The sequence below is a fragment of the [Clostridium] scindens genome, from assembly GCF_019597925.1.
Classification (GTDB): Bacteria; Bacillota; Clostridia; order Lachnospirales; family Lachnospiraceae; genus Clostridium_AP.
Window position 1 is genome coordinate 421926 of the sequence record NZ_CP080442.1, and the last position, 13399, is coordinate 435324.

General features: G+C 50.6%; 11 protein-coding genes. 10 read left to right on the forward strand and 1 reads right to left on the reverse strand.

Annotated features, from left to right (window positions below):
• Positions 1 to 3 precede the first annotated feature (3 nt).
• Complete coding sequence (locus tag K0036_RS01860; protein WP_220430587.1) at positions 4 to 822, forward strand: sugar phosphate isomerase/epimerase family protein; 819 nt, start codon at positions 4 to 6, stop codon at positions 820 to 822.
• 113 nt (positions 823 to 935) lie between these two features.
• Positions 936 to 2276, forward strand: coding sequence for a sodium-dependent transporter (locus K0036_RS01865; protein ID WP_173694217.1), 1341 nt, complete (start codon positions 936 to 938; stop codon positions 2274 to 2276).
• A gap of 62 nt (positions 2277 to 2338) precedes the next feature.
• On the opposite strand, the gene K0036_RS01870 is transcribed toward K0036_RS01865, so the two are convergent.
• A complete protein-coding gene (locus K0036_RS01870) occupies positions 2339 to 3910 on the reverse strand; it encodes a PucR family transcriptional regulator (protein WP_025645741.1) in 1572 nt (523 codons plus the stop codon).
• A 250-nt stretch (positions 3911 to 4160) separates the two neighbouring features.
• Between K0036_RS01870 and K0036_RS01875 the strand changes: the two genes are divergently transcribed.
• The 8 genes from K0036_RS01875 (at position 4161) to K0036_RS01910 (ending at position 13383) form a co-directional block, all read left to right on the forward strand.
• Positions 4161 to 5342: an MFS transporter gene (locus K0036_RS01875; protein WP_025645739.1), complete on the forward strand. Its 1182-nt coding sequence runs from the start codon at positions 4161 to 4163 to the stop codon at positions 5340 to 5342.
• Between the two features lie 26 nt (positions 5343 to 5368).
• Complete coding sequence (locus K0036_RS01880; protein WP_220430588.1) at positions 5369 to 7345, forward strand: FAD-dependent oxidoreductase; 1977 nt, start codon at positions 5369 to 5371, stop codon at positions 7343 to 7345.
• A 14-nt stretch (positions 7346 to 7359) separates the two neighbouring features.
• Positions 7360 to 8523 (forward strand): iron-containing alcohol dehydrogenase, encoded by a 1164-nt coding sequence (locus K0036_RS01885; protein WP_220430589.1) that lies wholly within the window; start codon positions 7360 to 7362, stop codon positions 8521 to 8523.
• A 17-nt stretch (positions 8524 to 8540) separates the two neighbouring features.
• A complete protein-coding gene (locus tag K0036_RS01890; protein ID WP_220430590.1) occupies positions 8541 to 9707 on the forward strand; it encodes an iron-containing alcohol dehydrogenase in 1167 nt (388 codons plus the stop codon).
• A 211-nt stretch (positions 9708 to 9918) separates the two neighbouring features.
• A complete protein-coding gene (locus K0036_RS01895; protein WP_220430591.1) occupies positions 9919 to 10581 on the forward strand; it encodes a Crp/Fnr family transcriptional regulator in 663 nt (220 codons plus the stop codon).
• A 112-nt stretch (positions 10582 to 10693) separates the two neighbouring features.
• Positions 10694 to 11677, forward strand: coding sequence for an ABC transporter substrate-binding protein (locus K0036_RS01900; RefSeq protein ID WP_220430592.1), 984 nt, complete (start codon positions 10694 to 10696; stop codon positions 11675 to 11677).
• Entirely contained in the window at positions 11631 to 12650 is a 1020-nt protein-coding gene (locus K0036_RS01905) for a FecCD family ABC transporter permease (protein ID WP_220430593.1), read from the forward strand. The genes K0036_RS01900 and K0036_RS01905 overlap by 47 nt, the downstream gene beginning before the upstream one ends.
• A complete protein-coding gene (locus K0036_RS01910) occupies positions 12643 to 13383 on the forward strand; it encodes an ABC transporter ATP-binding protein (RefSeq protein ID WP_220430594.1) in 741 nt (246 codons plus the stop codon). The genes K0036_RS01905 and K0036_RS01910 overlap by 8 nt, the downstream gene beginning before the upstream one ends.
• The last annotated feature ends 16 nt before the right edge of the window (positions 13384 to 13399 follow it).

Genomic DNA, 13399 nt, shown 5'->3' on the forward strand with positions numbered 1-13399 from the left:
AGGATGGATGTTACCTATAGTACGAATGCATGGGGAATGGTCGCGGCGCACTGCTGTGGGGCAAATAATGTAAACTATGCCTATTATATAGCGACAGGCGAAGATAAGACGGCCATAAAAGAGATTGCAGAAGCCGGGTTTGAAAGCATTGAGATGTTTGACGGCAATCTGCTGGCCTATGAGGAGAAGATTGATAGTCTGAAAGAATTGCTGGAGCAATACCGGCTGGGGTTCCGGGCAGTGTATAGTGCCGCCAATTTTATCTACGACGAGATTCTGGAGGAAGAATACGGAAAGATCATGCGCACGGCCCGGATTGCGCAGAAACTAGGAGTCAGGCACCTTGTTCTTGGAGGCGGGGCAATCCGGCAGGATGGAATACAAGAGTCGGATTATAGGAAGCTAGGGAAGGCGCTGGATGAGATCTCCAGGAGGGCAGAAGACATCGGACTGACCACAAGCTTCCATCCGCATATGGGCTCGCTGGTAGAAAGTCCCGGGCAGCTTGATAGGGTCATGGAACACACCGGCGTCTGGCTCTGTCCGGATTGTGGCCATGTATTTCTGGGAGGAGGGAATCCTTATCAGATTACGGAAAAATATCTGGAGAGGATTAAGTATTTCCATTTGAAAGGAGTTAATGAAAATGGAGTATTCTGCGCGCTGGATCAGGGCGAGATTGATTTTGGCCCTATCCTGAAGCTGCTAAAAGGATGTAAAAGAAAGATCGAGCTGGCCGTAGAATGTGACGCCAATAGCAGCGAGCCGGGGCAGGATGCCAGGGCAACTGCCCGATATCTTGCAGAGCATGGAATGAAATAGATAATAATCCTTGTACAGGAGCACTGGCATCTGTACAGGGATTTTTTTTAATTAATATAGCCATATGAACGCAAATTTGGTAGAATAGAACAAAACGATTGGAGAAAGAGACGATGTCGAGAGGGAATGAAAAAGGGAGAGATGAGTTTCGCACCAGGCTGGGATTTATCGTGGCCTGCATCGGATCTGCGGTAGGCATGGGAAACATCTGGATGTTTCCTTATCGTACCGGCAAATTCGGCGGTGCGGCATTCTTAATCCCGTATTTTATATTTGTAATCCTGCTGGGATTTTCCGGCGTGATCGGGGAGATGGCGTTTGGCAGGAGCATGAAGACAGGGCCTTTGGGGGCCTTTTCCAATGCGATGGGGATGCGGTTTGGAGAAAAGGGAAAGAAGTGGGGGAAGGCCATCGGGATGATACCGGTGATTGGATCCCTTGGCATTGCCATCGGGTATTCTGTCGTGGTGGGATGGTTTTTAAAGTATCTAAGCAGCGCGGTTACCGGAAGCCTGACGAAGATCGAAGATATGGGGGCCTATTTTGGAGGGCTGGCGGTGGACTTTGGAAGCGTAGGATGGCAGATGCTGGGCCTGGCGCTTACCTTCCTGGTCATGGCCTTAGGAGTAACGAAAGGGATCGAGAAGATGAACAAGGTTATGATGCCCGTATTCTTCTTGTTCTTCATCATCCTTCTGATTCGCGTGGCAACTTTGCCGGGAGCGGCGGAAGGCTACCGCTATATGTTCGTACCCAAATGGGAGCAGCTGGGGGATATCAAGACCTGGGTATATGCCCTGGGACAGGCCTTCTTCTCCCTGTCGCTGGCAGGATCCGGCACGATTGTATATGGAAGTTACTTAAAGAAAGATGTGGACGTCGTCAGCTGCGCGAAGAACGTGGCCTTCTTTGACACTTGTGCCGCGCTTCTGGCGGGCGTGGTGGTGATACCGGCAGTCTTTGCATTCGGACTGGACGTTGCCAGCGGTCCTCCGCTGATGTTTATTTCTCTTCCGGCAGTGTTCCAGCAGATGCCATTTGGCGAGGTGTTTGCCGTAATCTTCTTCGTAGCGGTGCTTTTTGCGGCGCTGACTTCGCTGATGAACCTGTTCGAGACGCCTATCGAAGCATTGCAGCAGCAATTCAAACTGTCCCGGAAGGCGGCGGTGGGCATTGTCGCGGCGGTATCCGCGGGAGTGGGAGTCTTCATTGAGAGCGGGGACTCTGTAGGCGCGTGGATGGATGCGGTATCGATCTACATCATTCCGCTTGGCGCGCTTTTGGCGGGAATCATCTTCTACTGGGTATGTCCGAAGGGATTCGCGAGAGAGCAGGTGGAGACCGGGGCGAAAAAGCCTCTCGGAACATGGTTCGAGCCGGTGACGAAGTATGTATTCGTAGGGATTACCCTGGTGGTGTACGTGCTTGGAATCTTCTTTGGAGGAATCGGATAGAGCAAGAAATATAATATCCTGCGGCAGATTGCCCTTAGGGCATGCCGCAGGATATTTTTATGTCAGGAATCCGCCTCTTCGCTGGTTATCATCTGATTCTTCATGTCCAGGATCATAAAGGAAAGATGAAGCTGGAAGATGGTCTGGGAATCGCCAAAATCCAGGCCGGTCATCTCCACGATCCGGTTGACGCGGTACTTTAGCGTATTGTAGTTCAGATACATTTTCTTGGCAGCCACGGACATTTCTGTTCCGTTTTCAATATAGCCCCGGATGGTCTCCAGGAAAAGCTTCTGCTTGTCCGTATCCAGCTTCAGGATATCCTTGAGGGCCGGATGGATCAGATAATCCAAAGAGCCACGGTCCGCGTAGTTTAAGAAGATATGCGGCAGAAGATAGTCGCAGTAGCGAATGACGCGCTCTTTGCGATGCAGCTTCCAGGCTGTATTGAGCGCGGCTACGGCCTGCGAGAACTGTTCGGGAAGAGAATACAGGTTCTTGCTGGAATAGCTGATGCCGGCCCGGCAGTTCTGTTTTTCCAGAAGGACATTGAACTGCTGGAAGTCGGATTCTGTGAAGACGGAATCCGTCTTTGTATCGAAGATGGCTACCAGGAATCCTTTATAGTATACGATGGTATTCCTTGCCAGAAAGTTCTGGAGCACCCGCTTTAATACATAGATCTTATTAATGTCCTGCATGTATTCTTTTGTAAGTTCTACGACAATGACGGAGATGTAGTCATAAAGCTTGATGTTGAATTGGTGGATGCGTTCTTCGATGGCGTCCTTGTCATATAATTTTTCATTCAGCAGGGCGATCAGGAACGACTCCGCCAGTGGAGAACTTGGGGTGTAGGTGTTGGTGGATTCCAGCAGAAAGTAAAGGATGCTGTTTCCTAACGCCTCCACAATCTCCAGATCCGAATCCGATATAGGCTTATTAAGGGCCAGCACCTTTAAATAGGCGACTGGCTTTCCGTTATCTTTAATCTTGTATACCAGTTGATCATGGTTCAGGATTCCTTTTTCCCACACGAAATCTGCCTTGGAGCCGCCGCTTAGGTCTTCCATCATATCCATGTGGATCTGCTCGATATACTGGTCGGTTACATATCCCTTGCTCAGCGTCCATTCCCACAAAGGCTCCTGGGTAGGGGTATTGCCTCCTGCATGGGCGATAAAGCAGAGCGAGACATCCACAAGAAGAAGCGGATTGCCAAGGATCTCATATCCCAGGTCCAGCAGTTCCTGCAGGGTCGTCTTGCTTTTCTTCACTTTCAGCAGTTTCAATATGCTTTTGGAGGTACGGATCTCCTCCTCCAGCAGTTTCCATACTGTGTTGCACAGGGAAAATGTGTCTGCAGTCCCGGAGACGGACACCAGGGTGCAGCCTGCTTCCGGCCGCATATAGGAATCCGGAATGGAAGTTCCTGCAACCAGGAATGAGATCTGTCCTACCGGCGGAATCTCAGGCAGATCTTTGGCATTTCCGATTAAAAGTATGCCCGGCTCGGTAGATATCTCTTCTTTATTAAAGAACCGGACGGTTGAAATCGGATAATTACAGTCCAGAATCACTTCCGGCGAATAATGCTCCAGCTGTCGTACCAGTTCCTTCAGCGATAATGACATTGGTAAAGCCTCCTTCCTTAGACTAACCTTCATTATACTGATTTGACAATAAAAAGACAATGGAAGAATTTGAGAATTTCATTTTATTGAAAATATAGCCAGTTTTTTTGTTCAATTTTGCAAAAGCATTTTTCATCATTCACAAAAAAACTATTTTATTTTCAAAATCCTTGATAATGATTTAACAATAAAAATGCATTAGGATATAAGCATAGTGAATCCCAAAGAGGAATTAAGGAAGGAGAAAAAAATGGACAACAAAATGAAAGGCAGAATCAAGATTAGTATTTATGCCATAGCGCTTCTGATGATGGGGGTTATCGGAATCACCAGCGCATTGGCGACCATAGGAGCGAATTTCCCGGATGCGTCCCAGACGATGATCCAGAATCTTATTTCGATCCCATGTTTTGCAATCATACCGACGACAATCATTGTCGGCAAACTGATGGAGACTGTTCCAAAGAAGATCATCGCGGTTGTGGGGGCGGCATGCTTCTTAGTGGGCGGCATCGTGCCAGCATTCATCACATCGTCATTTGCCCTGATCTTAGTAATGCGGGCGATTCTGGGTGTAGGCGTGGGCATATCCCAGGTTGTGAGCACGGCTCTGGTAGCAGATAATTTCCAGGGCGAAGAGCAGCAGAAGGTTCAGGGAACCTTGCAGGCATCCCAGATGGGCGGCGTGGCTGTCATGGTATTCGCAGGGGGATGGCTGGCAGATATCCAGTGGAACTATGTATTCTATGTACATATCCTGGCGATCCTGACGCTGATCGCTACCTTATTCATTCTGCCAATGCAGAAAGTCACGGTGAAGGAGAATGACGCGAAAGAAAAGCATTCCGTACATCTGACGAAGGCTACCTGGCTGTGGGTGCTCTTTATGTTTGGCATCTTTGTATCAATTCAGGTGTACTCCATCTTCCTGTCATTTCTGGTAGAAGAGCGGGGACTTGGGACAGCAGCGGACTCTGGCCTGGGGCTGGCATTCTTCGCTATCGGCGGCGTGATCATGGGACTGCTGTACAGTAAGCTGGTTAAGGCTTCTGGAAAATGTTCCGTTGCGATCGGATGCCTGATGCTGGCAGTATCCTATTTCATCATGGCATTTGCAGGAAGCATGATCCTGTGCCACATTGGCAGCCTGATCCTTGGAATGGCAGTATCCGTAATCGTACCGGGCGTTATGATCTATACGGGGCAGACGGTAGACGCGTTCTCTGTAGGCATGGCAATCTCACTGGTTACCTGTGCGCAGAACTTTGGACAGTGCGTATGCGCTTACATCGTGAATCCGCTGACAGGAATGTTCAGCGATGGATCGAATGTCAACTTTGTAGCATTCATCTTAGCAGGGGTGCTGGCTGCAGTCCTGACGGTGATCATGCTGGGATGGGGAATCAAGGCAAATAAGGCGGATGCCAGATAATATTAAGAAAGTTAGGAGATGACAACATGTATAAGAAACTATTTTCAGCCAAGAAGATTGGCTCCATGGAGGTGCCAAACAGAATTGTCATGACTGCCATGGGCAATCATATCGCAAATGAAGACGGTACCGTATCAGAGGCAGACATCGCTTTTTACGGCGCCAGGGCAAAAGGCGGCGTAGGCCTGGTGATCACGGAATGCGCATGTGTTGATTTTGCAACAGGAAAAGGTAATTTAAGACAAATGTCCGTTGATGATGACAAATATATTCCAGGACTTAAGCAGCTTGCAGATGAAGTACATAAGTATGGCTCTTGCATCGCGGTGCAGATCTATCATCCGGGACGCCAGGGCATTGCGGAAATGAATGGAGTAGAGAGCATGAAGTCTGCCAGCCAGACGGAGTGCCAGTGCGTGCACCAGCCAACCCATGAGATGACGACAGACGAGATTAAAGAGCTGGCTGGCTTCTTCATATCCGGCGCGAAGCGTCTGAAAGAAGCAGGAGTAGATGCCGTAGAGCTGCACGGCGCCCATGGCTATCTGATCGGCCAGTTCTTAAGTCCTTATACCAACTTAAGGACAGATGAGTACGGCGGGAATTTTGAGAACCGGATGCGGTTCCTGGATGAGATTATCGATGGCATCCGGAAGGAATGCGGCGAAGACTACCCGATTATTGTGCGTTATTCCGTGGATGAGCATATGGATTATGCGGGACATCCAGAGTGCGGGCTTCATCTTCAGGACGGCGTGGAGATCGCAAAACATCTGGAAGCAAAGGGCGTAGACGCGTTGGATGTAAGCGCTGGAATCTACGAGACCATGAATGTGGCCTGGGAGCCGGTAGGTTTCGACCAGGGCTGGAAGATGGAAGGGCCGGAAGCAGTCAAGAAGGCGGTACAGATCCCTGTGATCGGTGCGTCCGTCATCCGGGAGCCTCAGTATGCCGAGCAGGTTCTCGAAGAAGAGAAGTGTGATTTTATCGGTTCTGCCCGCACCTTCTTTGCGGACCCTGACTGGGCGGTCAAGGCCAGGGAAGGAAGAGAAAAGGAGATCCGCAAATGCATCTCCTGCCTGTACTGTATGGAGACTTTGATGGCGGCGGACTTAAGTCCGGTTCCTATGGGCTGTGCAATCAACTTCCAGGGATGCCGGGAATCACAGTATAATGACGACACGCTTAAGAAGGACGGCAATGGAAGAACGGTGGCGGTCATCGGAGCAGGCCCGGCAGGAATGGAAGCAGCCAGAGTCCTTGCAATGCGTGGATTTAATCCGGTAGTGTTTGAAAAGCAGGAACAGGCAGGCGGTCAGATCGTGCTGGCTTCCAAGCCTCCTAAGAAGGAAAAGACAGGATGGCTGGTAGAGTACCAGAAGCACCAGCTAGAGAAACTGGGCGTGGAGGTACGCCTGAATACGGCGCCCACCATGGAAGAACTGAAGGCATTAGAGCCTTATGCCGTGTTCGTATCCCAAGGATCTAAGCCGATCATGCCCCGCTCGATCAAAGGCATTGACGGCGAGCAGGTTTATACGCCTGTTGAGATCCTAAATGGCAGCGTAACGCTGAAAGATAAGAACGTGTGCGTGGTTGGCTCCGGCATGACGGGCATAGAGACTGCAGAACTGCTGTGCGAGCAGGGAAATAAAGTATCCGTATTCGAGATGGCCGACGACATAGGGCCTGGTATCTTCTTCCAGAACCTGATTGATGTATTGGGACGCGTCAATTCTTATGGTACAATGTTATATCCGAAGCACCGACTGGTGGAACTAGACGGCACAAAAGCGGTATTTGAGACGACAGACACCAAAGAGCAGGAGAGTTACGAATTCGACGCAGTGGTAGTTTCTCTTGGAACAGCATCCAATACGGAGTTAAAAGAAGAGATTGAGAAGGAATTCGAGAAAGTGGAATTCTTAGGAGACGCCCTGAAAGCAGGAAGAATCGAGAATGCGATCCGTACCGGGTATCTGGCAGCGGCAGAATTAGATTAAGAGGAGGAAGCAAGATGTTAAAATCAGGAACATATACGCAATTAGCACCAATATTATTTGGAAATGGATGTGCAGGCCAGGCAGGAGAGGCAGTGGGAAATCTTGGATGCAAGAAGGTCCTGCTGGTCAGCGATGAGGGAGTCCTTGCGGCAGGGGCTGTGGAAACGGTAAAAAAGGCCCTTTTAGGAGCGGGAATCCAGGTTATCGTGTGGGCAGAGGCTCAGACGGACTGTCCGGAAGATACGGTAAAGGCCGCTGCGGCTATTGGAAGGAATGGATCCGTGGACGGAGTCGTCGGCGTAGGAGGAGGAAGCGTGCTGGATACAGCCAAAGCAGTATCCGCGGTAATCCCCAATGACGTTCAGGTGCTGGATGACATCGTCTTATATCTGAGCGGACAGAAGAATTACGCGAATCAGCCGCTGCCTGTGATCGAGATACCTACAACGGCAGGTACAGGCTCTGAAAGCACATTTGTCGCTGTTGTCACTTCCGAGAAGCTGGACTGCAAGATCGGGCTACCGGTTCCTCCTGCCTATGGCATCGTGGATTCAGAACTGACAAAGACGGTTCCTTCATATATTACGGCATTTACTGGAATGGACGCGCTTTCCCACGCTAACGAGTCACTGACGGAACAGACGAATACGCCGCATTCAGACTTGCTGGCTTATGAGGCGATCCGGCTGATCAAGGAGAACCTGCCTCTGGCTGTGGAAGATGGAACGGATATGGAAGCGAGAGACAGGCTTGCGTTCGCCAGCAACATCGCAGGAATCTCTTTCAATGAATCAGGAGTCCATATCGGTCATTCCGCGGCTCATGCGCTGGGACATCTATATCACATACCGCACGGCGTATGCTGCGCGAATATGACGCCAGCCATCATCAAGTTTGCGGCAAAGACCTATCCGGAGAAGATGAAGAAGTTAGGAAATATCATGGGAGCCAAGATTACGTCGGATGACCCGGAAGTAATCGGAACCCAGGCAGCAGACGCAGTCCGTAAGTTCGCGGCTTCCATCGGCGTAAAGACCTTCAAAGAACTGGGGCTTTCCAAAGATCAGGTACTGGCTGCCAAGCCGATGTTCTATGGAGATCCTCTGTGCATGGCATTCGGAGGGGAGGTTACGGAACAAGATGTGACGGATATCCTGACGGATGCATATGAAGGCTAGGAAAAGAGGTGGATGCCATGTTAAAAGAAGGCGAATATAAACAGATCGCTCCCGTATTATTCGGGAGCGGCACGATCGAAGAGGCCGGCAAGAAGGCAAAAGAACTGGGCGTGCCCCACATCCTTCTGGTCTGCGATGACGGCGTGAAAAAGACAGGCCTTGACGCCAGGGCAGCAAAAATCCTTGATGGAGACAACGTAAAGGTGACACAGTGGAGCGGCGTGCAGACCGACTGCCCGGATGAGACGGTGGAGGAAGCAGTCAAAATAGTCACGGACAATCAGGTAGACGGAATCATCGGCATCGGAGGCGGAAGCGTGCTGGACACGGCAAAGGCGATCGCTGCTACGGCTGCAAATGGAATCGGAATCCTGGATGATATCATCTCTTATCTTGCGGGGGAGAAACAGTATGAGAATCATCCGCTGCCTCTGATGCTGGTCCCAACGACAGCAGGGACAGGATCGGAGAGCACCTTTGTGGCTGTCGTGACATCCAGCAGGCTGGATGCCAAGATCGGGCTTCCATGCTCTGCCGACTGCGCCATTGTAGACCCGGAACTGACCATGACCGTACCGCCATATGTGACGGCATTTACCGGACTTGACGCACTGTCCCATGCAAACGAGGCACTTGCCGAGAAGAAGAATACGCCGCATTCTGATCTGCTGGCTTACGAGGTAATCCGCATCGTCAAGGAGTGGCTGCCTGTAGCGGTGGCCGACGGCAGCAACAAAGAGGCGAGAGAGAATCTGTCTTTTGCCAGCAATCTGGCAGGAATCGCGTTCAATGAGTCGGGAGTGCATATCGGACATGCTTGTGCTCACGCGCTGGGACACCTCCACCATATTCCGCACGGCGTATGCTGCGCCATCCTGACTCCGGCAGTAATCCGTCTTCAGGCATTGTACTATCCGGAGAAGATGAAGCAGCTGGGAAATCTCATGGGGGCAGAGATTGTTTCCGACGATCCAGAAGAGATTGGAAGGAAGGCAGCAGAGGCGGTCAGGAACTTTGTAAAAGAAGTGGGGATTCCGTCTCTTAAGGAACAGGGATTTGCCAAGGAACAGATTATGGAAGCCTTGCCGGTGGTAGAGCATGATCCCCTGGCCTACGCATTTGACGGGCAGGTAACGGAAGATGTAATCAAGAACCTCCTGGAATATGCCTATAACGAAGAGTAAAAACGTAAAACCGAGACATAAATCATAGTGGAAATGTATCAAAAATAGGGTATGGACTGCACAGTCTTGTGCGGTCCATACCCTATTTAAGAATCAATTCAAACTGGCAGGCAAATCGCAAGATTCCTGCAGGATGAATTGATTTGGAGAGACGGATTTGTTAAGATGTATATTAGTGGTTAAAAAAGGACATCGGTTTCGAGGTGGAAATATGAAGGAATACATAGAAGAATTTAAGAAAATGCCGCTTTTTAAAGGAATTAAGGAAGAAGAGATGGAACCCATGCTGACCTGCATTGGAGGCAAGGTTAAGCAGTACAAGAAGGGGGCCATCATAGCGCTTGCGAACGAGCCCGTAAAGTATGTGGGGATTCTTCTGTCCGGCAAGGTACACATGATTAAGGAGGACCTGTGGGGAAGTAAGACGATTCTAGCAATCATGCGCCAAAATGAGGTGTTTGGGGAAACTTTCGCCTGTGGAAGCCGGCCGGATTCCGCCGTGACATTTTTGGCGGCGGAGGATACGAATGTTCTATACCTGCCATTTCGAAAGGTGCTCCATTCCTGCAACTTGTCCTGTATTTTCCACCATCGTCTGATCGAGAATATGGTGACGCTGATCGCGGATAAGAATTGGCAGCTGATGGAGAAAGTAGAGGTGACCTCCAAAAAAACGCTGCGTGATAAGATCCTTACTTACCTGTCTTTGCAGGCGCAGAAAAACGGAAGCAAATATTTTGAAATCCCGCTTGGAAGAATCGAACTGGCGGAGTATCTATGCGCCGACAGAAGCGCCATGACCCGGGAACTCGCCAATATGAAAGAGGCAGGCCTTATCGACTATGAAAAGAATACCTTCCGGCTGCTAAGGTAATATATAAATATGGAAAATTCTAGGAGGATGTTGCGTCTGCAACATCCTTTCTCTATGCTTTTATAGTATGTTAATTACATAACAAAGACTTGGAGGGCAAGGAGTGAGATACATGAAGAAGAAAAAGTATGTCTATACGGCAGTGGTTATGCTGACCGCCTTATTGCTGGCGGGATGCGCAGGCAGCGTGAAGGCAAAGACCGACGGTGGCAATGGAGCAAAGGACAAGAAAGAGGAATCTTCAGGGAAGGTATCCTTTCAGGATGACAGGGGCAAGGAAGTGACCGTGCAAAACCCGGAAAATGTAGCGGCCTTGTCCGGGAGCCTGGCTCATATCTGGACGCTGGCCGGTGGTGAGCCCTCTTGCGTGACCTCGGACGCGCTGGAAGAGGCGCGCATAAAACTGCCGGAGGATGTCGTGAATGCTGGAAGATTGTCCGAGCCCAGCGCGGAGACGATCCTTGGAGCCGGAGTGGATTTTGCCATACTGACCTCTACGCTGGAGGGGCATATCAAACTGGCAGAGACGTTGGAAGAAACTGGGATACCTACCGCGTGTTTGGAAGTAGAGACCTTTGATGATTATCTGTCAGTACTGGATATTTTTACCCGGATTACGGGAAGGGCGGACCTGTATGAAAGATATGGAACGGATGTAAAAGCACAAGTGGATGCCCGGATAGAAGCCTGCGAGGGAAAAGAAGGGCCGGATGTGCTTCTGATCCGTGCATATGGAACGGGAGCCAAGGCGAAGAATAGTGACAATAACATGACCGGAGCCATGTTAAAGGATCTGGGATGCAGGAATATCGCGGACCGTGATAATTCCATCCTGGAGGATCTGAGCATAGAGAAGATTATCGAGGAAGATCCGGATTTTATCTTCGTAACGACTATGGGAGATGACGAGGCGGCAATGGACGTTCTGGCGAAGAGCCTGACGGAGAATCCGGCGTGGGGAACGCTTAGCGCGGTCAGGGAAGATCGCTATATCGTGCTCCCGAAAGACCTGTTCCACTATAAGCCAAATGACAGATGGGGGGAGAGTTATGAGATGCTTGCGGACATCCTCTATGGCGGGGAGCAGAAGCAATAAGCAGGCGGCCTGTTTCCTTGCCGTTTGTATCGTGCTTCTTGTGGCAGCGGTCCTTTTGAGCCTGTGCGTTGGGGCAGTGCTCTTAAGGCCATCCGAATTATTCGGTATGCTGTCAGACCCAGGCTCTGGGGGCGCAAGGATATTCTGGCATGTGCGCCTTCCAAGGACCTTGGCGGCAGTGCTTGCAGGAAGCGCGCTGGCGGTGGTGGGCATCCTTATCCAGACGGTTCTAAACAATCCTCTGGCCGGGCCCAACATTATCGGCGTTAATTCCGGAGCCGGACTTGGAGCCGTCCTGGCATTCGCCTTATTTCCGACGCTGCCTAAGCTTGTTCCGCTTACTGCTTTCATAGGCGCGCTCCTGGCGGTGCTGCTGGTATATGGATTGTCAAGAAAGATTCGGGCGTCCCATATGACGCTGATTCTGGCTGGCGTCGCGGTAAATGCATTTCTGAGCGCCGGGATCGACCTGATCATTATGCTGGTTCCCGATGCCATGCTAAGCAGCAACACGTTCCGCAATGGAGGGCTTGCGGGGATAACGCTGAAGCGTCTGTCTCCAGCCTGGCTTGCGATTCTTGCCTGCATCATTCTTGCCTGGATGATGGCTAAGGAACTGGATATCCTGGGACTGGGCGAGGAGACGGCCAGAAGTCTGGGTCTTTCGACAGAACGGGTAAGGCTGATCTTCCTGGTTCTGGCAGCGGCGCTTGCGGGAACTGCAATCAGCATCTCGGGATTGCTGGGATTCGTAGGCCTGATTGTCCCCCATGTGGTTCGCCTGTTTGCCGGAAACGAGGCAGGAAGAAGCATCCCGGCGGCAGCGATCTTAGGCGCGGCTTTCCTTACCTTCTGTGACGTGCTGGCAAGAAGCCTGTTTGCGCCCTATGAGATTCCTGTGGGGATTCTGCTCTCCATGCTTGGAGGTCCATTCTTCCTGTGGCTGATCGCAAGGAGGTGCCGGCATGTTTAAACTGAGAGACGTTAAGGTGTGCTATGAAAGGAAAACGGCGTTAAGGAATATAAATCTGACCTTCGAAAGAGGAAGAATTACGGTACTATTGGGGCCAAACGGGTGTGGAAAAAGCACGCTTTTAAAAGTCGCGGCAGGCCAAGTGCGACCTTCGCAGGGCTGCGTGACGGTTGATGACAGGGCTTTGGAAGGAATGAAGCCTGAGGAGATTGCGAAAAAAGTGGCGTTCCTGCCGCAAAGTCACGCAGCACCGAATATTTCCGCAGGCAAGCTGGTGCTGCATGGACGTTTTCCCTATCTTCGGTTTCCCAGGCGCTACACTGCTGCAGATGAGAAGATCGCAGAGGAATCAATGGAGCAGATCAGAATCTCATCCCTGGCATCCTTCAATATGCAGGAATTGTCAGGAGGAGAGAAGCAGAAGGTCTATATTGCCATGGCGCTGTGCCAGCAGACGGATGCTGTATTCTTGGATGAGCCCACGACTTATCTGGATATAGACTGCCAGGTGATGCTGTGGAATCTGGCAAGGCAGCTCTGCGATTTGGGCAAGGCGGTGGTGATCGTAACCCATGATATCACGGAAGCAATGAGAATGGCAGATCATCTTGTAGTGATGAAGGATGGATGCATCTGCCGGGAGGGACCGCCGGAAGACGTGCGTGGATCTCTGGAAGAGGTATTTCGTGTGAAGATAAAGAAAATAGAAGACTATTACATTGTGGATATCTAAGTGTGAGGAGGAAGAA

Excerpts from the sequence above, each read along its gene's own strand:
- K0036_RS01895 (WP_220430591.1), top strand. The coding sequence starts at position 9,919 with ATGAAGGAATACATAGAAGAATTTAAGAAAATGCCGCTTTTTAAAGGA.
- K0036_RS01860 (WP_220430587.1), top strand. The coding sequence starts at position 4 with ATGGATGTTACCTATAGTACGAATGCATGGGGAATGGTCGCGGCGCAC.
- K0036_RS01900 (WP_220430592.1), top strand. The coding sequence starts at position 10,694 with ATGAAGAAGAAAAAGTATGTCTATACGGCAGTGGTTATGCTGACCGCC.
- K0036_RS01875 (WP_025645739.1), top strand. The coding sequence starts at position 4,161 with ATGGACAACAAAATGAAAGGCAGAATCAAGATTAGTATTTATGCCATA.
- K0036_RS01910 (WP_220430594.1), top strand. The coding sequence starts at position 12,643 with ATGTTTAAACTGAGAGACGTTAAGGTGTGCTATGAAAGGAAAACGGCG.
- K0036_RS01870 (WP_025645741.1), bottom strand. The coding sequence starts at position 3,910 with ATGTCATTATCGCTGAAGGAACTGGTACGACAGCTGGAGCATTATTCG.
- K0036_RS01880 (WP_220430588.1), top strand. The coding sequence starts at position 5,369 with ATGTATAAGAAACTATTTTCAGCCAAGAAGATTGGCTCCATGGAGGTG.
- K0036_RS01885 (WP_220430589.1), top strand. The coding sequence starts at position 7,360 with ATGTTAAAATCAGGAACATATACGCAATTAGCACCAATATTATTTGGA.
- K0036_RS01890 (WP_220430590.1), top strand. The coding sequence starts at position 8,541 with ATGTTAAAAGAAGGCGAATATAAACAGATCGCTCCCGTATTATTCGGG.
- K0036_RS01865 (WP_173694217.1), top strand. The coding sequence starts at position 936 with ATGTCGAGAGGGAATGAAAAAGGGAGAGATGAGTTTCGCACCAGGCTG.
- K0036_RS01905 (WP_220430593.1), top strand. The coding sequence starts at position 11,631 with ATGAGATGCTTGCGGACATCCTCTATGGCGGGGAGCAGAAGCAATAAG.